The organism is Citrobacter sp. Cpo221 (genome assembly GCF_030332345.1).
Lineage (GTDB): Bacteria > Pseudomonadota > Gammaproteobacteria > Enterobacterales > Enterobacteriaceae > Citrobacter > Citrobacter portucalensis.
Map to the genome: position 1 here is coordinate 290484 of NZ_JAOWIA010000033.1, position 19116 is coordinate 309599.

General features: G+C 52.2%; 14 protein-coding genes. 9 read left to right on the forward strand and 5 right to left on the reverse strand.

Annotated features, from left to right (window positions below; translation table 11 throughout):
• Nucleotides 1-12 precede the first annotated feature (12 nt).
• The 4 genes from OGY72_RS05910 to fdnG all read right to left on the reverse strand — a co-directional run bounded on the left by OGY72_RS05910 (nucleotide 13) and on the right by fdnG (nucleotide 5339).
• Nucleotides 13-615 (reverse strand): inorganic diphosphatase, encoded by a 603-nt coding sequence (locus OGY72_RS05910; RefSeq protein WP_003833020.1) that lies wholly within the window; start codon nucleotides 613-615, stop codon nucleotides 13-15.
• A 129-nt stretch (nucleotides 616-744) separates the two neighbouring features.
• Nucleotides 745-1401 carry a formate dehydrogenase-N subunit gamma gene (gene fdnI / locus OGY72_RS05915; RefSeq protein ID WP_003020054.1) on the reverse strand — a complete coding sequence of 219 codons (657 nt, stop codon included), beginning with the start codon at nucleotides 1399-1401 and terminating at the stop codon, nucleotides 745-747.
• Complete coding sequence (gene fdnH / locus OGY72_RS05920) at nucleotides 1394-2278, reverse strand: formate dehydrogenase N subunit beta (protein ID WP_003833024.1); 885 nt, start codon at nucleotides 2276-2278, stop codon at nucleotides 1394-1396. Before fdnH ends, fdnI begins: the two co-directional genes overlap by 8 nt.
• 13 nt (nucleotides 2279-2291) lie before the next feature.
• Nucleotides 2292-5339: a formate dehydrogenase-N subunit alpha gene (gene fdnG, locus OGY72_RS05925; protein WP_286547371.1), complete on the reverse strand. Its 3048-nt coding sequence runs from the start codon at nucleotides 5337-5339 to the stop codon at nucleotides 2292-2294.
• A gap of 288 nt (nucleotides 5340-5627) precedes the next feature.
• Between fdnG and yddG the strand changes: the two genes are divergently transcribed.
• The 3 genes from yddG to OGY72_RS05940 all read left to right on the forward strand — a co-directional run bounded on the left by yddG (nucleotide 5628) and on the right by OGY72_RS05940 (nucleotide 8575).
• A complete protein-coding gene (gene yddG, locus OGY72_RS05930; RefSeq protein WP_063941986.1) occupies nucleotides 5628-6509 on the forward strand; it encodes an aromatic amino acid efflux DMT transporter YddG in 882 nt (293 codons plus the stop codon).
• Between the two features lie 459 nt (nucleotides 6510-6968).
• Nucleotides 6969-8051 (forward strand): porin OmpD, encoded by a 1083-nt coding sequence (gene ompD / locus OGY72_RS05935; protein WP_008784801.1) that lies wholly within the window; start codon nucleotides 6969-6971, stop codon nucleotides 8049-8051.
• Nucleotides 8052-8134: 83 nt separating this feature from the next.
• Nucleotides 8135-8575: a GFA family protein gene (locus OGY72_RS05940; protein WP_003833032.1), complete on the forward strand. Its 441-nt coding sequence runs from the start codon at nucleotides 8135-8137 to the stop codon at nucleotides 8573-8575.
• 3 nt (nucleotides 8576-8578) lie between these two features.
• Here the strand turns inward: OGY72_RS05940 and OGY72_RS05945 are convergent, their stop codons facing one another.
• Nucleotides 8579-10063, reverse strand: a complete 1485-nt coding sequence (locus OGY72_RS05945) for an MFS transporter (protein ID WP_286547374.1) — start codon at nucleotides 10061-10063, stop codon at nucleotides 8579-8581.
• 117 nt (nucleotides 10064-10180) lie between these two features.
• Here OGY72_RS05945 and OGY72_RS05950 point away from each other — a divergent pair, with 117 nt between their 5' ends.
• From OGY72_RS05950 to narI, 6 genes are all read left to right on the forward strand, one after another.
• Nucleotides 10181-10759 (forward strand): TetR family transcriptional regulator, encoded by a 579-nt coding sequence (locus tag OGY72_RS05950; RefSeq protein ID WP_279275965.1) that lies wholly within the window; start codon nucleotides 10181-10183, stop codon nucleotides 10757-10759.
• Between the two features lie 212 nt (nucleotides 10760-10971).
• Nucleotides 10972-12357, forward strand: a complete 1386-nt coding sequence (locus tag OGY72_RS05955) for a NarK family nitrate/nitrite MFS transporter (RefSeq protein ID WP_198579193.1) — start codon at nucleotides 10972-10974, stop codon at nucleotides 12355-12357.
• A 96-nt stretch (nucleotides 12358-12453) separates the two neighbouring features.
• Nucleotides 12454-16194, forward strand: a complete 3741-nt coding sequence (locus tag OGY72_RS05960) for a nitrate reductase subunit alpha (RefSeq protein WP_286547379.1) — start codon at nucleotides 12454-12456, stop codon at nucleotides 16192-16194.
• Entirely contained in the window at nucleotides 16191-17735 is a 1545-nt protein-coding gene (gene narH, locus OGY72_RS05965; protein ID WP_286547380.1) for a nitrate reductase subunit beta, read from the forward strand. Before OGY72_RS05960 ends, narH begins: the two co-directional genes overlap by 4 nt.
• The gene (gene narW / locus OGY72_RS05970) at nucleotides 17735-18430 is read left to right on the forward strand and encodes a nitrate reductase molybdenum cofactor assembly chaperone (protein ID WP_079937278.1); all 696 of its coding nucleotides are present in this window, start codon (nucleotides 17735-17737) and stop codon (nucleotides 18428-18430) included. The genes narH and narW overlap by 1 nt, the downstream gene beginning before the upstream one ends.
• Nucleotides 18427-19107 carry a respiratory nitrate reductase subunit gamma gene (gene narI / locus OGY72_RS05975; RefSeq protein WP_286547384.1) on the forward strand — a complete coding sequence of 227 codons (681 nt, stop codon included), beginning with the start codon at nucleotides 18427-18429 and terminating at the stop codon, nucleotides 19105-19107. The genes narW and narI overlap by 4 nt, the downstream gene beginning before the upstream one ends.
• Nucleotides 19108-19116 lie beyond the last annotated feature (9 nt).

The following is a 19116-nucleotide window of genomic DNA, read 5'->3' on the forward strand; positions in this document are numbered from 1 at the left end:
TCCGGCAATGCGTTATTGCTGCGGTTTTTTCTCTTTCCAGGCATCCCAGGCCTGTTTGATCTCTTGCTTTGCCGTAGCGGCATCATTGAAACCGTTTAATTCGACCTTCTTGCGCCCTTCCGGCAGATCTTTGTACACGCGGAAGAAAGATTCCAGACGTTGAACTTCAATCTTGGGCAGATCGCTTAACTCTTTGATGTCGTCATAAGTGGGGTCAATTTTACTGGCCGGAACAGCGACAATTTTGTCGTCCTTTTCACCGCCGTCGATCATCTTCAGTACGCCAATAGCGCGCAGCTTAATCAACGTTCCCGGAGCAAGCGGCGCACGGGTATAAAAAATGACATCCAGCGGGTCGCCGTCACCGGCTAAAGACTGGGTGAGTGAACCGTAGTTGGCGGGATAGGCAACCGGCATTGACTGGAAGCGATCGGCAACGATAAAACCGGTTTTGGCGTCGGTTTCATATTTAATCATTCCACCTGCCGGAATTTCGGTTACGGCATAAAACTCTTCCGGGTTATTCTCCGGCTGAGGAAATTCGAGGATGTTCTGCGCCTGAGCTGAAGCACAAAGAAACACGCTGACAGCGAGTAATTTTTTCACCAGATGCATTGTCTTTTAACTCTTCTATTATCGGAAAGACAACACCTTACGTTCAGTAGATGACAGAAACATGACGTTTTTTTGGCAAAAAAATGGCGCTACCGATGTAGCGCCATTGCGTAGAGGGAACATCAGGGATTAGTTAACCCCTTCCTCGCTCTCTTTTTTCGCTTCTTGTCTTTCAACTTCGCGATACCAACGTGGGTGATGTTTCTTCGCCCAGCGACGGCTCACTTTCCCTTCGACCATACCTTTAATCGATCCTTTCACCCAGAATGCCATATACATATGGATGAGGATGGCGTGCATCAGGATAATCCCCGCCGCCGCATGGATCAGCAGGCTATAGCGCACGACCTGCATCGGGAAGAACTGCGCAAAGTACGGACGCCAGATAATGATACCGGTAATCAGCAGCACGAAAATCATGCTCATAATCGACCAGAACATCATTTTCTGCCCGGCGTTGTATTTGCCCACATCCGCCACTTTGTGTTCATTGCCTTTCAGTACTTCCACAATGTTTTTCAGCCACGGAATATCTTTCTTATCCGGGATGTTGTGGTGCACAAAGCGTACAAACATGAACATCAGCGCCACGAAGATCAGTATGCCGAAGAACGGGTGCAAAATGCGTCCCATCTGCGGCGTACCGAAGGTTTGCGTCAGCCATTGCAGAGTCGGGAAGAAAAATGAAATCCCCGACAGCGCTACCAGGAAGAAGCAGATCACCACCGTCCAGTGACAGGCGCGGTCGATAAATTTCGTGCGCACAATCATTTTCGACTTACTCATGATGATCCTCCTCGTCGTCGTCCACTTCCTTATTCGGACCAATACCAATGTAGTGGTAAATCAGTCCGGCGAAGGTGGCGATAAATCCGGCAGCGGCCAGCGGCTTCAGCGCCCCTTTCCACAGATTGATAGAGGTATCTATCTGCGGGTCTTTTGGCAGACCGTGATACAGTTCAGGCTGGTTGGCATGATGCAGAACGTACATGACGTGCGTGCCGCCCACACCTTCCGGGTTGTAAAGACCGGCATGTTCAAAACCGCGTGCTTTCAGTTTTGCCACACGCTGTTCGCCCATTTCCAGCATTTCCTGCTTGGTGCCGAAATGTATTGCCCCGGTCGGACACGTTTTCACGCAGGCAGGTTCCTGCCCGACGCTGACTCGGTCCACACACAGCGTACATTTATACACGCGGTTATCCTCTTTATTGAGGCGCGGAATATTAAATGGACACCCGGCAATACAGTAGCCGCAGCCGATGCAGTGCTCTGACTGGAAATCGACAATCCCGTTGGCGTACTGGATGATGGCCCCGGCAGACGGGCACGCCTTCAGGCAGCCCGGATCTTCACAGTGCATACAGCCGTCTTTACGAATCAACCACTCCAGCTTGCCGTTCTGTTCGGTTTCGGTAAACCGCATCACCGTCCAGGACTTGGCGCTGAGATCGGCGGGGTTGTCATACACCCCGACGCAGTGGCCAACTTCATCGCGGATATCGTTCCACTCTGAGCATGCCACCTGACAGGCCTTACAACCTATACAGGTGGAAACGTCGATCAGCTTCGCGACTTCTGCTTTGTAATCACGGGCCTGAGGCGGCGGCGTGATGGAGTTTGTTGCGGACCGTTTGATGATGTCCTGCGTTTCCATAGACATATGTTCGCCTCCCTTACGCCTTCTCGATGTTAACTAAAAACGCTTTGTATTCCGGCGTTTGCGAGTTTGCATCACCGACATTCGGCGTCAGGGTGTTGGCGATAAAGCCTTTACGCGCGACTCCTTCAAAGCCCCAGTGGATTGGGATCCCAACCGTTTCAACCTGCTGACCGTTGACGTTCAGGGTACGCAGACGACGAGTGACCACGGCAACTGCGCGAATAAATCCACGTTTGCTGCTGACTTTCACGTGATCGCCGTTGTTGATCCCTTTCGCTGCCGCTAGCGTTTCGCTGATTTCCACAAACTGCTCTGGCTGGGCAATCGCATTCAGTAATGCGTGCTTGGTCCAGGTATGGAAATGTTCGGTCAGACGATAGGTCGTCCCGACGTACGGGAAGTCCTGTTTCGTGCCCATACGGAGTTTATCCGCTTCGTACAGACGAGCTGCCGGGTTGGAGATCACATTCGGGTGCAGCGGGTTAGTACCCAGCGGCGTTTCCATCGGCTCGTAGTGTTCCGGGAACGGACCTTCCGCCATCTTATCGATAGCAAACAGACGCCCCAGCCCTTCCGGCTGCATGATAAACGGATTGGTGCCACTGCCCGGTGCCGCGGTGTTGAAGTCCGGGATATCGTTCCCCGTCCACTTCGTACCGTTCCACTGGATAAGCATGCGTTTTGGATCCCACGGTTTACCCTGCGGATCCGCCGAAGCGCGGTTATACAGTACGCGACGGTTCAGCGGCCATGCCCAGGCCCAGCCCAGCGTATTACCGAGACCTGACGGGTCGGCGTTATCGCGATTGGCCATCTGGTTGCCCTGTTCGGTCCAGCTACCGGTATAAATCCAGCAGGACGATGACGTAGAACCATCATCGCGCAGCAACGCAAAGCTGTTGAGCAACTGACCTTTTTTCGCAACCAGCACGCCGTTGGCATCATAGAGATCTTCCAGCGCATAGCCGTTGTTCTCTTTTGCCACTTCCTCGGAATGCGGTTCGTCCGGCTGCTTATAGTTCCAGCTCATTTTCAGAACGGGCTCTACAGCTTTACCGCCTTCAGTGCGATACATGTCGCGCAGACGATGGTAAATACCGGCCAGAATTTCGCCGTCGTTGCGGGCTTCACCCGGTGCGTCCTGACCTTTCCAGTGCCACTGTAGCCAGCGGCCGGAGTTGGCAATGGAGCCGTCCTCTTCCGCAAAGCAGGTCGATGGCAAACGGAAGACTTCGGTCTGAATCGATGCCGGATCGACGTCGTTTGATTCACCGTGGTTCTGCCAGAACGTTGAGGTTTCGGTCACCAGCGGATCGATAACCACCAGATACTTCAGTTTGCTCAGGCACTGCACCACTTTGTTTTTGTCCGGGAAGGACGCAACCGGGTTAAAGCCCTGACAGATGTAGCCGGTGACTTTTCCGCTATCCATCATGTTGAAGTATTTGATGACGTCGTAGGACTGATCCCACTTCGGCAGCCACTCAAAGCCCCAGTCGTTCTCTTTCTGCGCTGCATTGCCGTAGAAAGATTTCATCAGGCTGACGAAGAACTTCGGATAGTTGCCCCAGTAGTTAACCTGATCGGCCAATGTCGCTTTTGGCGTATTAGCAGCCAGATAGGTTTGCAGATCCGCCTGTTTCTCTGACGGCAGCGTCAGGTAACCTGGCAGACTGGTAGAGAGCAGACCTAAGTCGGTTAATCCCTGAATGTTGGAGTGACCACGTAAGGCGTTAACCCCGCCACCTGCCATCCCCATGTTGCCGAGCAGCAACTGGATCATCGCCATGGTTCGGATGTTCTGTGCCCCGACGGTATGCTGTGTCCAGCCCAGCGCATACAGGAACGTAGTGGTGCGATCGGCTGCGCTGGTGGAAGCCAGCACTTCGCAGACTTTCAGGAAGTCTTCTTTCGGCGTACCACAAATGTTTTCCACCACATCCGGCGTGTAGCGGGAAACGTGCTGTTTTAACAGGTTCCAGACACAGCGAGGATGGCTTAACGTTTCATCGCGTTTCGCGTAGCCGTTTTCATCGAACTGGTAGTTCCAGGACGATTTATCGTATTGGCGTTTTTTCGCGTCATACCCGCTGAACAGACCGTCTTCAAAAGCATAGTCATCCCGCACCAGCAGGCTGGCGTTGGTGTAATGCTTAACGTATTCAGCGTTAATTTTGTTATTTTCAATCAGGTACAGCAAGACGCCGGACAGGAACGTAATGTCCGTGCCGGAACGAATTGGCGCATAGATATCCGCCACCGATGCTGTACGTGTAAAACGAGGGTCAACAACAATCAGCGTGGCATCATTGTTGTTTTTGGCTTCCATCGCCCAGCGGAATCCCACTGGATGTGCTTCAGCGGCGTTACCGCCCATCACCATCACGACGTTAGCGTTTTTGATATCAACCCAGTGGTTGGTCATCGCACCGCGACCAAATGTTGGAGCAAGACTTGCTACCGTTGGTCCGTGTCAGACGCGCGCCTGGTTGTCTACTGCCAGCATGCCGAGTGAGCGCACAAATTTTTGCGTCAGCATGCCGGTTTCATTACTTGCCGCAGATGCACACAACATCCCGGTTGAAAGCCAGCGGTTTACCGTTACGCCCTGCTCATTCTTCTCAATAAAGTTGGCGTCACGGTCAGTTTTCATCAGCTTCGCGATACGGGTGAATGCTTCATCCCAGCTGATACGCTGCCATTTGTCGGAACCAGGAGCGCGATATTCCGGGTAACGCAGACGGTTTTCACTGTGCACGTAATCCAGTAATCCTGCGCCCTTAGGACATAATGCCCCGCGGCTCACCGGATGATCCGGATCCCCTTCAATATGGTAAATCGACTCTTTGGCGTTTTTTGCTCCATCTCCCAGGCTATACATTAATAGCCCGCAACCTACGGAACAGTATGTGCAGGTGTTTCGGATCTCTTTGGCGCGTAACAGCTTATAGTTTCGCGCCTGAGCCAGTGCCATTTTGGGTGCAAAACCCAAAGCGGCTACTGTTGTTCCCGCCATACCGCCCGCGCAGATTTTAAAAAATTGTCTGCGGCTGACGTCCATTGCTTTCCTCTTTTTTGCAGGGATTCGTACAGGACATCTCTCAAATCGCGCCAGCGCGGCATAATTGAAAGATGACATGTACAACTTCGCGACGAAACTATCAGCTATATCCATATTTTTTTTGCGTCAAATCAATAACGAAACGGTTCCGCTACTAAATAGTGCACTTTGTTTAACCTTTGTACCCATAAGGGAGTATGTGAAAAGCAATTAATTAGCGCGCTACGGTGTAAAGGTGCTATAAATTTCAGCTTAAATTTTTGCCAGTACCATGGACAGACAATCAGAATGACAAAACAAAAAGCAACGTTAATTGGGCTCATTGCCATTGTGCTCTGGAGTACGATGGTCGGACTCATGCGTGGGGTAAGTGAAGGACTGGGTCCTGCGGGCGGCGCAGCAATGATTTTTTCGTTAAGTGGCCTGTTGCTGATTTTTACCGTCGGCTTTCCGAATATAAGAAAGATTCCTGTGCGTTATTTAATCGCGGGTAGCGTGCTTTTTGTTACCTATGAAATATGTTTAGCGCTGGCTCTCGGTTATGCGGCTACTCGTCACCAGGCTATTGAAGTCGGTATGGTCAATTATCTCTGGCCGAGTTTAACGATATTGTTTGCTATTTTATTTAATGGTCAAAAAACAACCTGGCTGGTAATCCCTGGATTAATTATCGCATTGACCGGGGTTTGTTGGGTATTGGGTGGTGAAAACGGCCTTAATCCTGGTGAAATTATAAACAACGTTGCCAGCAGTCCGCTGAGCTATTTCCTCGCCTTTTTGGGCGCATTTATCTGGGCAACGTATTGCACGGTGACCAATAAATATGCAAAAGGCTTTAACGGCATTACGGTATTCGTTTTACTGACGGCCGCAAGTTTGTGGGTTTACTATTTTATGACTCCGCAACCAGAAATGATTTTCAGCACTTCGGTGACTATTAAAATGTTCTCAGCGGCATTAACGTTAGGATTTGCCTATGCGGCGTGGAATATTGGCATTTTGCATGGCAACGTGACCATCATGGCGGTAGGTTCCTATTTTACTCCAGTGCTCTCCTCCGCCCTGGCTGCTGTGTTACTCAGCGCCCCGTTGTCGCTATCTTTCTGGCAGGGGGCATTGATGGTTTGTGCGGGTTCGCTACTTTGCTGGTTGGCAACACGCCGCGCCTGAAAAAAATCCGGGTTTTATCGCGCAAATCTAAAACCCGGCTACACTGTAATCAAATTAATGAATAATAAATGTTCATTCCACTTGTGGCTTATGTTTATTTTTGTTTAATTAAATGTTAATAATTGGTAATTAATTAACTCCAGAAAATATTTCATGCTTATCTATAATCCTCGACATGTATATATTACACCTGCGTGACTAACGTCATTTAAACCATAGGCGGCACAATAGTCCCCTACGTAAATATACCCATTCAGATTTGTCACATATAAAGATTAATACAATCAGCTATATTATGTAGATCTGGATCACACAAACTCAAATATTTCGCAATATTATGAAACTTATTATTGAACTTATACCACTGCGTCATTTAAAAATAGTTTGCCATTGACGAACCCCTTCGTTTAGCAATGGTTTAGGAAACACACCAAGAAAAAATTATAAGGATTATTTAGAATGAAACTTAAATTAGTTGCAGTGGCAGTGACTAGCCTGTTGGCGGCAGGTGCGGTAAACGCAGCTGAGGTATATAACAAAGACGCAAACAAACTGGATATCTACGGTAAAGTTCACGCTCAGCATTACTTCTCTGACGACACCAGCAGCGATGGCGACAAAACCTACGCACGTCTGGGCTTCAAAGGCGAAACTCAGATCAACGACCAACTGGTTGGTTTTGGTCAGTGGGAATATGAATTCAAAGGCAACCGTTCCGAAAGCCAGGGTTCCGAAGCAGACAAAACCCGTCTGGCATTCGCTGGCCTGAAATTCGCTGAATACGGTTCTTTCGACTACGGTCGTAACTACGGCGTAGCTTACGACATCGGCGCATGGACCGACGTCCTGCCTGAGTTCGGTGGTGATACCTGGACCCAGACCGACGTATTCATGACCCAGCGTGCTACCGGCGTTGCAACCTATCGTAACACCGACTTCTTCGGTCTGGTTGAAGGTCTGAACTTTGCCGCTCAGTACCAGGGCAAAAACGATCGTACCGATGAAGTTGAAGCGAACGGTGATGGCTTCGGTCTGTCTACTACCTATGAATACGAAGGTTTCGGCGTTGGTGCTACCTATGCGAAATCTGACCGTACCGATCGTCAGGTGCGCAACGGCACCAACGGTCTTTACGCTTCAGGTCAGAATGCGGAAGTGTGGGCTGCTGGTCTGAAGTATGATGCGAACAACATCTACCTGGCGACCACCTACTCCGAAACCCGCAATATGACCACATTCGGTAAAATCGACGGTATTGCTAACAAAACTCAGAACTTTGAAGCTGTTGCACAGTACCAGTTCGACTTCGGCCTGCGTCCGTCCATCGCTTACCTGAAATCCAAAGGTAAAGATCTGGGTGCATACGGCGACCAGGATCTGGTTGAATACGTAGACTTGGGTGCTACCTACTACTTCAACAAAAACATGTCTACCTTCGTTGATTACAAAATCAACCTGCTGGATGACACTAACTTCACTAAAAATGTTGCGCAGATCAGCACTGACAACATCGTAGCTGTTGGTCTGAACTACCAGTTCTAATTTTGTTGTAGTCTGAATACAAAGCCAGTCCTTCCAGGGCTGGCTTTTTCTCTTAATGTAGACTCGGTCATAAGGAGTATGCCGTGCAGACATTCACTGGTCGTTGTCTTTGCGGACAGAGTCATTTTACCGTTGACGTCGAAATGCTGGATGTCTATGCCTGCCACTGTACGCTGTGTCAGAAATGGTCAGGCGGCATCGCCATGTATCTGGAAGCCAGCGCTCACCCGCTGATGTCGCCAGAATCGGCAGAACCTTCGCACTTCCCTTCTTCAAATCGTGGTGAACGGTTCTTCTGTTCCGGCTGCGGATGCCCACTGTGGTTTACTTTGACGGACAGCGATCGCTACTTTATTCCGTGGACACTTCTGGAACTTAATGAGGTAGATCGCCGCCGCCTGATATTAGCGGCAGAAATCTATACGGAAACACAGCCTGCGTTCTGGAGACTGACGGGGCAATACGCTCGACTGAGTGGGAAAGAAGTCGAAGAGATGGATTACCCCTGTCATTTAGCTCACTAGTTATTAACGTTGTACCTTTGCCAGACTGAACCACATTCCTATCGCTAATACGATAAGCATGCTGCCGGCGCTGCTTAATGCCACGCTATGTGACCAGGTGAACGCTTCTCTGGCAGCCGTCAGCAATGCTTCACTCAGTGACGGCGGGAGCGAGTGCGCCAGTTGTACCGCCTCCCCCATTGACGATGAGGCACGTTCCATTTCCTGCGCATTAAGTCCGGCTGGCGGCAGAATCGATGTAGAAAAGCTACGGCTCAGCAGTAAGCCAAAGATAGCGATCCCAAGTCCTGCCCCCAGTTCATAAGCCATTGTCTCGATGGCGCCAGCGGCCGCGGCTTTTTCCGCCGGCGCTGCTGCCATGATAGCCGCTGTTGAAGCCAGGAGCGCACTGGCGGCGCTAAAACCAAGCAAAGCCATCAAAATCCAGGCTTGTACCTGTTGGCTACTGAAATCCGTCATCGCCAGGCCGTAAAAACTAACGGCGCTCAGCGCCATGCCCGCCGTTGCCACACAACGTAATCCCAGGCGTGAAACCAGCATACCGGCAATCGGTCCGCTGAAACCACTGGCCAGCATCACCGGCAGCATGAACAACCCTGCCTGATACGGTGTTAAACCGTGAACAAACTGTAGTTCCTGTGCCATCAGCAACTCAAAACCCACCAGCGTTATCATCGCGGTCATCGCCATCACTACGCCACTTAAGATAATGCGGTGCGTGAACAGACGCATATCAATCATCGGGCGGGCTGCCGCAAGCTGGATACGGACAAACTGCCACAACAGTAAAGCGCCGGTTAACAGCGTCAGGGCGATGGCAACGGTCGCCGTATGCCCTTTCAGCGCGGTTTTGGCGCTGTAAACCAACAGCAGAATGGCAACAATCAGCATGATCGCATGACCAAAATTTAACGATTGATCGCGACGTCCGGCCTGGCGTGGCACTAAGCGTGCGGTTAAGGCCATTACCACCAGGACAATTGGTACATTAATTAAGAATACGGACCCCCAGTAGAAGTGCTCCAGCAGCATCCCGCCAACCAGTGGGCCAAACGCCGCACCGCCGGAACCGACCGCTGCCCAGACGCCGAGCGCCATATTTCGATGCCGTTGCTCAGAGAACGTGGCGCGAATACCCGCCAGCGTTGCCGGAACAATCATCGCCGCGCCAATCGCCAATACCGCCCGGGTGGCAATCAGCCAGCTTGCGCTATGAGCAAAAGCGGCCGCCAGCGATGCGAGACCAAATAATCCACCACCTAACAGCAGCAGACGTTTAAAGCCGATGCGATCCCCCAGCGCGCCCATTGGCAATACCATACCGGCCATTACCAGGGAATAAATATCAATGATCCACAGCAGCTCGTTACCACTGGCACCCAGCGTCATACTCAGCGTGGGCGCGGCAACGTGCAGCACCGTTGCATCAATCGCAACAGGGATGTAGACCAGCACAATAATGACTAACGTTAACCACTGACGAAACATAAAACTCCCTAACGAAACCAAAACTGGACACATGTCCAGCTTTAGCGATCCTACGGAAAATTGAACATATGTCCAACTTTTTGTTAGACTGCGATCTATACGGATACAGGAGGAATGATGAGCTATCTAAATCGGGATGAACGTCGGGAAGTGATTCTGCAAGCGGCAATGCGTGTCGCACTTGAAGAAGGATTTTCCGCCATGACGGTTCGACGCATTGCTGCCGAAGCTCACGTCGCGACGGGCCAGCTACATCACCATTTCGCCTCTGCCAGTGAGCTCAAATCCCAGGCATTTGTGCGCCTTATCCGCACCCTACTTGATGCCGAACTGGTCAGCGAAGACGCCAGCTTCCGTGAGCGGCTGCATGCGATGCTAGGCAGTGAAGATGGTGGTCTGGAACCCTATATTAAGCTATGGCGTGAAGCACAGGTTGTTGCGGGTAAAGATCCGGAAATTAAAAGCGCCTACCTGTTGACCATGCGAATGTGGCACGAAGAAACCGCCAACATTATTACCCAAGGACAGAAAGCCGGTGAGTTCTCATCCACGCCTGATGCCGCCGACGTCGCATGGCGTTTAATCGCATTAGTCTGCGGCCTGGATGGTATGTACATATTAGGTATTGAGGAAATGGCCGATCCTGCATTCGATCGTCATCTTGATCGTATGATTACGCAGGAGTTATTTATTTGATGTAATAGATGAATTAACAATACATCTTTTATGTTTACAATTAGTAACACTTAAGCAACGTGTAATTCTCCTATCACGCCGCGTTATTGCACTTTTTTATCTATTCTTTCAGTCAATATTCCTAAAACTTTTCAATAGTTTCTAAAAAGAAGCCGCGCGGCGCTGCATGCGTTTATTTCTTTTTCATGAACGGCATGTGCATGGAGAATAATATGTCATCATCAAATGAGAAAAATAATCGTTATCTTTTAACGGACTGGAAACCAGAGAACCCCGGCTTTTGGGAAAATAAAGGCAAGCACATTGCGCGCAGAAATCTCTGGATATCAGTAAGTTGCCTGCTGCTTGCGTTCTGCGTCTGGATGTTGTTCAGCGCCGTTGCCGTAAATCTGAATAAAATTGGCTTTAATTTCACCACCGACCAACTGTTTTTATTAACGGCACTGCCTTCTCTTTCTGGTGCAATATTGCGCGTTCCCTACTCCTTTATGGTACCTATATTTGGTGGGCGTCGTTGGACCATTTTTAGTACGATTATTCTGGTTATTCCCTGTGTCTGGCTCGGATTTGCCGTGCAAAATACCACTACTCCGTTCGGTGTATTTATTATCATTGCGCTGATGTGTGGTTTTGCTGGCGCTAACTTTGCCTCCAGCATGGGCAATATCAGCTTTTTCTTCCCCAAAGCGAAGCAAGGTAGCGCATTAGGCGTTAACGGTGGTCTCGGCAACCTCGGCGTCAGCGTGATGCAGTTGATCGCGCCACTGGTGATCTTTCTGCCCATATTTACCTTTTTGGGCGTACAGGGCGTACCACAAGCTGATGGCTCGTTATTGTCGCTGGCCAATGCCGCATGGATTTGGGTGCCGTTACTGCTGATAGCCACCGTGGCAGCGGGCATGGGAATGAACGACATTGCCAGCTCGAAGGCCTCAATTGCCTCCCAGTTACCGGTCCTCAAGCGTTTTCATCTGTGGTTATTAAGTCTGCTGTATCTCGCCACCTTCGGTTCATTTATCGGTTTTTCGGCAGGCTTTGCCATGCTGGCGAAAACCCAGTTCCCCGACGTGAATATCCTGCAACTGGCGTTCTTCGGCCCCTTCATCGGCGCGCTTGCACGATCGGCGGGCGGTGTTATCTCTGACAAGTTTGGTGGTGTACGTGTCACCTTAATTAACTTCATCTTTATGGCACTGTTCAGCGCCCTGCTGTTTCTCACTTTGCCCGGCTCGGGCGAAGGTAGCTTTATCGCGTTTTACTTGGTGTTTATGGGCTTGTTCCTGACCGCGGGTCTGGGTAGCGGTTCAACCTTCCAGATGATTGCGGTGATCTTTCGCAAAATCACAATTTATCGGGTGAAGCTGCGCGGTGGTACCGAAGAGCAAGCTCAGCGGGAAGCGGTAACCGATACTGCAGCCGCACTGGGATTTATCTCCGCCATTGGCGCTGTGGGGGGCTTTTTCATTCCTAAAGCGTTTGGCTCATCGCTGGCGTTGACCGGCTCTCCGGTGGGTGCCATGAAAATATTCCTCGTGTTTTACATCGTCTGCGTGCTGGTGACCTGGTTGGTCTATGGCCGTAAATCACAAAAAAAATAACAAAATGGATACCGCAGGATCGGACATTCAGGTAGGCCGGATCAGGCCTGGCGTTCGATTCACCGTCGGCAATATTATCGAAGCAGGAGTTATGTCATGAGTAAACTGTTAGACCGCTTTCGCTACTTTAAACAAAAGGGCGATACGTTTGCCGAGGGGCATGGGCAAGTAATGCACACCAACCGGGACTGGGAAGACAGCTATCGTCAGCGCTGGCAGTTCGACAAAATTGTGCGTTCTACCCACGGCGTTAACTGTACCGGCTCATGCAGCTGGAAGATCTACGTTAAAAACGGGCTGGTGACCTGGGAAACGCAGCAAACCGACTACCCGCGTACCCGTCCTGACCTGCCAAATCATGAGCCCCGTGGCTGTCCACGCGGCGCCAGTTACTCGTGGTATCTCTATAGCGCGAACCGCCTGAAATATCCGCTGGTGCGTAAACGCTTAATCGAATTGTGGCGCGACGCCCTCTCCCGCCAGCCCGATCCGGTGCTGGCCTGGGAATCCATTATGAACGACCCGCAAAAATGCCAGAGCTACAAGCAGGTACGCGGGCGCGGTGGGTTTATCCGTTCTAACTGGAAAGAGCTTAATCAGCTGATTGCTGCCGCCAACGTCTGGACGGTGAAAACCTACGGCCCGGATCGCGTGGTCGGCTTCTCCCCGATCCCTGCGATGTCGATGGTTTCCTATGCCGCCGGCACACGCTATCTCTCGCTAATCGGCGGAACCTGTCTGAGCTTCTATGACTGGTACTGCGACTTACCGCCCGCGTCACCGATGACCTGGGGCGAGCAGACCGACGTTCCTGAATCCGCCGACTGGTATAACTCCAGCTATATCATCGCCTGGGGCTCTAATGTGCCGCAGACCCGTACCCCGGATGCGCACTTTTTCACAGAAGTACGCTACAAAGGCACCAAGACGATTGCCATTACGCCGGACTACTCGGAAGTCGCCAAACTGTGCGACCAGTGGCTGGCACCTAAACAAGGGACCGACAGCGCGCTGGCAATGGCCATGGGCCACGTCATCCTGAAAGAGTTCCACCTCGACAACCCCAGCGATTATTTCCTCAATTACTGCCGTCGCTATACCGACATGCCGATGCTGGTTTTACTGGATGCCCGGGAAGATGGCAGCTACGTGCCTGGACGCATGATGCGTGCTTCAGACCTTGTCGATGGTCTGGGCGAAAGCAACAATCCGGAGTGGAAAACGATAGCCTTTAACAGCGCAGGTGAACTGGTTGTCCCGAACGGATCTATCGGTTTTCGCTGGGGGGAGAAAGGCAAATGGAACCTGGAACCACTGGCGGCTGGCGCTGAAACTGAACTTTCTCTTTCGCTGCTCGGTCTGCATGATGAAGTGACCGGCGTCGCATTCCCCTATTTTGGCGGCAACGAAAACCCACATTTTCGCAGTGTAAAACAAGAACCGGTGCTGATCCGTCAACTGCCGGTAAAACATCTTACCCTCGCTGACGGTAGCCGTTGCCCGGTAGTGAGCGTCTATGATCTGGTGCTGGCGAATTATGGCCTCGACCGTGGTCTGGATGACGTTCATAGCGCACAAGATTACAGCGAAGTGAAAGCCTACACCCCGGCCTGGGGCGAGCAAATTACCGGTGTGCCACGCCGTCATATCGAACAGATCGCCCGTGAGTTTGCCGATACGGCACACAAGACACATGGCCGTTCGATGATCATTCTCGGGGCTGGCGTTAACCACTGGTATCACATGGATATGAACTACCGTGGCATGATTAACATCCTGGTGTTCTGTGGTTGCGTGGGACAAAGCGGCGGCGGCTGGGCGCACTATGTGGGTCAGGAGAAACTGCGTCCGCAAACCGGTTGGTTGCCGCTGGCCTTTGCGCTGGACTGGAACCGTCCGCCGCGTCAGATGAACAGCACCTCGTTTTTCTACAACCACTCCAGTCAGTGGCGTTATGAAAAGCTCACCGCGCAGGAACTCCTCTCTCCGCTGGCCGATGCGTCGAAGTTTAGCGGACATTTGATTGACTTTAACGTACGTGCTGAACGAATGGGCTGGCTGCCGTCTGCGCCGCAGCTTAACCTTAACCCATTGACCGTCAAAGCGAAGGCGGAACAGGCTGGGTTATCTCCTGCGCAATACACTGCCCAAGCGCTGAAATCGGGTGATATTCGTTTTGCCTGCGAGCAGCCGGATAACGGCATAAACCATCCGCGCAACCTCTTCGTCTGGCGCTCTAACCTGCTCGGTTCCTCCGGTAAAGGGCATGAATACATGCTCAAGTATTTACTGGGTACCGAAAGCGGGATCCAGGGGGAAGCGCTCGGTTCAAGTGAGGGGATTAAACCTGAAGAAGTTGAATGGCAGTCCGCGGCGATAGAGGGCAAGCTCGATCTGCTGGTTACCCTCGATTTCCGTATGTCCAGCACCTGTTTGTTCTCCGATATCGTTTTGCCAACCGCGACCTGGTATGAAAAAGACGATATGAACACCTCGGATATGCATCCGTTTATTCACCCGTTGTCCGCGGCGGTCGATCCGGCATGGGAATCGAAGAGCGACTGGGAAATATACAAAGGCATCGCCAAAGTATTCTCTGAGGTTTGCGTCGGACACCTTGGACAAGAAACGGATGTGGTGTTGCAACCGCTGCAACACGACTCTCCGGCAGAGCTGGCACAGCCGTTTGACATTCTGGACTGGCGCAAAGGCGAATGCGATCTCCTGCCGGGGAAAACGGCACCGAATATCGCCGTTGTGGAGCGTGACTACCCCGCCACCTACGAACGCTTTACTTCACTCGGTCCGCTCATGGACAAGCTTGGTAACGGTGGGAAAGGCATTGCGTGGAATACCCAGGCGGAAGTCGATTTCCTCGGCAAGCTGAACTACACCAAACGCGAAGGCCCGGCAAAAGGACGCCCGCTGATTGACACCGCGCTGGATGCCTCTGAGGTGATCCTCGCCCTGGCACCGGAAACAAACGGTCAGGTGGCGGTGAAAGCCTGGGAAGCGCTGGGGGCGATGACCGGACGCGACCATACGCATCTGGCGTTGAACAAGGAAGACGAGAAGATCCGCTTTCGCGATATCCAGGCGCAACCACGCAAAATCATCTCCAGTCCTACCTGGTCCGGGCTGGAAAGTGAACATGTTTCCTATAACGCAGGCTATACCAACGTCCACGAGCTGATCCCATGGCGTACCCTGTCCGGTCGCCAGCAGCTGTACCAGGATCACGCGTGGATGCGAGCGTTCGGTGAAAGTCTGGTGGCGTATCGTCCGCCTATCGATACCCGCAGCGTCAGTGAAATGCGCGAGGTTCCGCCTAACGGCTTCCCGGAAAAAGCGCTCAACTTCCTGACGCCGCACCAGAAATGGGGGATCCACTCTACCTATAGCGAAAACCTGCTGATGCTGACGCTGTCGCGCGGCGGACCGATTGTCTGGATCAGCGAGACCGATGCCAAAGAGCTGGGCATTGAGGATAACGACTGGATTGAAGCTTTCAACGCCAACGGTGCGCTCACCGCACGTGCAGTGGTGAGTCAACGTGTGCCGCCGGGAATGACCATGATGTATCACGCTCAGGAGCGAATCATGAATATCCCTGGCTCTGAAGTCACCGGGATGCGTGGCGGGATCCATAACTCGGTTACCCGCGTCTGCCCGAAACCCACGCACATGATCGGTGGCTATGCGCAGTTGGCATACAGCTTCAACTATTACGGTACGGTCGGCTCTAACCGCGATGAGTTCATCATGATTAGAAAAATGAAAAATATTAACTGGCTGGATGATGAAGGTCGCGATCAGGTACAGGAGGCGAAAAAATGAAAATACGCTCACAGGTAGGCATGGTTCTTAATCTGGATAAGTGCATCGGCTGCCACACCTGCTCCGTCACCTGTAAAAACGTCTGGACCGGGCGTGAAGGGATGGAATATGCGTGGTTTAACAACGTCGAGACTAAACCGGGGATTGGGTATCCAAAAAACTGGGAAGATCAGGAAGAGTGGCAAGGCGGCTGGGTTCGCGATGTCAACGGTAAGATAAGACCGCGTCTGGGCGGTAAGATGGGCGTCATCACCAAAATTTTCGCCAACCCGGTGATCCCGCAAATCGATGATTACTACGAACCGTTTACCTACGATTATCAGCATCTGCATAGCGCGCCGGAAAGTAAGAATCAGCCCACCGCACGTCCGCGTTCGCTGATCGATGGTAAGCGGATGGACAAGATTATCTGGGGTCCAAACTGGGAAGAGTTACTTGGCGGCGAATTCTCAAAGCGTGCCCGCGACCGTAACTTCGAAAAGATGCAAAAGGAGATGTACGGCCAGTTCGAAAACACCTTCATGATGTATTTACCGCGCCTGTGCGAGCACTGCCTGAACCCAAGCTGTGTCGCCACCTGCCCAAGCGGTGCTATCTATAAACGTGAAGAAGACGGCATTGTGCTGATCGACCAGGACAAATGTCGCGGTTGGCGCTTGTGCATCAGCGGCTGTCCGTACAAAAAAATCTACTTTAACTGGAAAAGCGGTAAGTCTGAGAAGTGCATTTTCTGCTACCCGCGTATTGAGTCCGGCCAGCCGACGGTATGTTCGGAAACCTGCGTTGGGCGTATCCGTTATCTCGGCGTATTGCTCTACGACGCCGACCGCATCGAAGAAGCGGCCAGCACCGAGCATGAGACCAATCTCTATGAGCGTCAGTGCGATGTGTTCCTCAATCCGCACGATCCGGCGGTCATTGAAGAGGCGTTAAAACAAGGTATTCCGCATAACGTCATCGAAGCGGCCCAACGTTCGCCAGTCTACAAAATGGCGATGGACTGGAAACTGGCGCTGCCGCTGCACCCGGAATATCGCACCCTGCCGATGGTCTGGTATGTACCGCCATTGTCACCGATTCAGTCGGTCGCCGACGCGGGCGGACTGCCGCACAATGGTAACGTTTTGCCGGCGGTTGAGTCGCTGCGAATTCCGGTTCAGTACCTAGCTAACATGCTCAGTGCGGGTGATACCGGTCCGGTGCTGCGCGCGCTGAAACGTATGATGGCCATGCGTCACTATATGCGTGCGCAAACAGTGGAAGGTGTGACGGACACCCGCGCGATTGAGGAAGTGGGTTTGACCGTTGAGCAGGTTGAGGAGATGTATCGCTATCTGGCCATCGCCAACTATGAGGACCGCTTTGTGATCCCGACCAGCCACCGTGAAATGGCGCGCGATGCCTTCCCGGAGAAAAACGGCTGCGGATTTACCTTCGGTGACGGCTGCCATGGCTCAGATACCAAATTCAACCTGTTTAACAGTAGCCGTATTGATGCGATCGACATCACCGAAGTGCGCGATAAAGCGGAGGGTGAATAATGCAAATCCTGAAGGTTATCGGCCTGCTGATGGAATATCCCGACGAGCTGCTGTGGGAGTGTAAAGACGACGCGCTGGCGCTTGTGGCCAGCGATGCCCCCATGCTTACCGAATTTAGCCAGGGATTGCTCAATGCGCCACTGCTGGATAAACAAGCGGAATGGTGCGAAATCTTTGACCGGGGCCGGGCCACCTCTCTGCTGTTGTTTGAGCACGTCCACGCCGAGTCCCGTGACCGGGGTCAGGCGATGGTGGATTTGTTGGCGCAGTACGAAAAGGTCGGGCTACAGCTCGACTGCCGCGAACTGCCGGATCATCTGCCGTTGTATCTGGAGTATTTGAGCGTGTTGCCGGAGGCCCAGGCCAAAGAAGGACTGCAAAACGTTGCACCGATTCTTGCGCTGCTTGGCGGACGCTTAAAACAGCGCGATACGCCGTGGTATCAACTGTTTGACGCCCTACTGCTGCTTGCCGGAAGCCCTCTTTCAAGTGACAGTGTCACTAAACAGGTTGGTGCTGAAACCCGCGATGATACCCGTCAGGCGCTGGATGCGGTGTGGGAAGAGGAACAGGTGAAGTTTATCGAGGATAACGCCACCGCCTGCGACAGTTCACCGTTACAAAACTATCAACGACGCTTTAGCCAGGACGTGGCGCCGCAGTATGTCGACGTCAGCGCGGGAGGCCCGAAATGATACAGTACCTGAACGTCTTTTTTTACGACATCTACCCGTACCTGTGCGGTACGGTATTTATCCTCGGCAGTTGGCTACGCTATGACTACGGGCAATATACCTGGCGCGCCTCTTCCAGCCAGATGCTGGACAAACGCGGCATGGTGCTGTGGTCAAACCTGTTCCACATCGGCATTCTGGGGATCTTTTTCGGTCACCTGTTCGGCATGCTAACGCCGCACTGGATGTATGCCTGGTTCCTGCCGATTGCGGTAAAGCAACAGATGGCAATGATTGCCGGTGGGCTTTGTGGCGTACTGACGCTGGTTGGTGGCGCAGGTTTGCTGGTGCGCCGTCTGACCAACCCGCGTATTCGTGCGACATCTTCCACCGCCGATATTCTGATCCTCTGCGTTCTGTTGATTCAGTGTATCCTCGGCTTAACCACCATCCCGTTCTCTGCGCAACATCCAGACGGCAGTGAAATGCTGAAACTGGTCGGTTGGGCGCAGTCAGTGGTGACTTTCCAGGGCGGCGCATCTGCGCATCTGGATGGTGTGGCGTTGATTTTCCGTTTGCATCTGGTTCTTGGGATGACTATCTTCCTGCTGTTCCCGTTCACTCGCCTGGTCCACGTCTGGAGTGCGCCGTTTGAGTACTTTACCCGTCGCTACCAAATAGTGCGTTCCCGCCGATAATTGAACTCT

Bases quoted from the DNA above. Each gene is read 5' to 3' on its own strand.
- OGY72_RS05910 (WP_003833020.1), bottom strand. From the start codon at position 615: ATGCATCTGGTGAAAAAATTACTCGCTGTCAGCGTGTTTCTTTGTGCT.
- narH (WP_286547380.1), top strand. From the start codon at position 16,191: ATGAAAATACGCTCACAGGTAGGCATGGTTCTTAATCTGGATAAGTGC.
- fdnH (WP_003833024.1), bottom strand. From the start codon at position 2,278: ATGTCTATGGAAACGCAGGACATCATCAAACGGTCCGCAACAAACTCC.
- ompD (WP_008784801.1), top strand. From the start codon at position 6,969: ATGAAACTTAAATTAGTTGCAGTGGCAGTGACTAGCCTGTTGGCGGCA.
- OGY72_RS05950 (WP_279275965.1), top strand. From the start codon at position 10,181: ATGAGCTATCTAAATCGGGATGAACGTCGGGAAGTGATTCTGCAAGCG.
- OGY72_RS05955 (WP_198579193.1), top strand. From the start codon at position 10,972: ATGTCATCATCAAATGAGAAAAATAATCGTTATCTTTTAACGGACTGG.
- narI (WP_286547384.1), top strand. From the start codon at position 18,427: ATGATACAGTACCTGAACGTCTTTTTTTACGACATCTACCCGTACCTG.
- OGY72_RS05960 (WP_286547379.1), top strand. From the start codon at position 12,454: ATGAGTAAACTGTTAGACCGCTTTCGCTACTTTAAACAAAAGGGCGAT.
- OGY72_RS05945 (WP_286547374.1), bottom strand. From the start codon at position 10,063: ATGTTTCGTCAGTGGTTAACGTTAGTCATTATTGTGCTGGTCTACATC.
- fdnI (WP_003020054.1), bottom strand. From the start codon at position 1,401: ATGAGTAAGTCGAAAATGATTGTGCGCACGAAATTTATCGACCGCGCC.
- narW (WP_079937278.1), top strand. From the start codon at position 17,735: ATGCAAATCCTGAAGGTTATCGGCCTGCTGATGGAATATCCCGACGAG.
- yddG (WP_063941986.1), top strand. From the start codon at position 5,628: ATGACAAAACAAAAAGCAACGTTAATTGGGCTCATTGCCATTGTGCTC.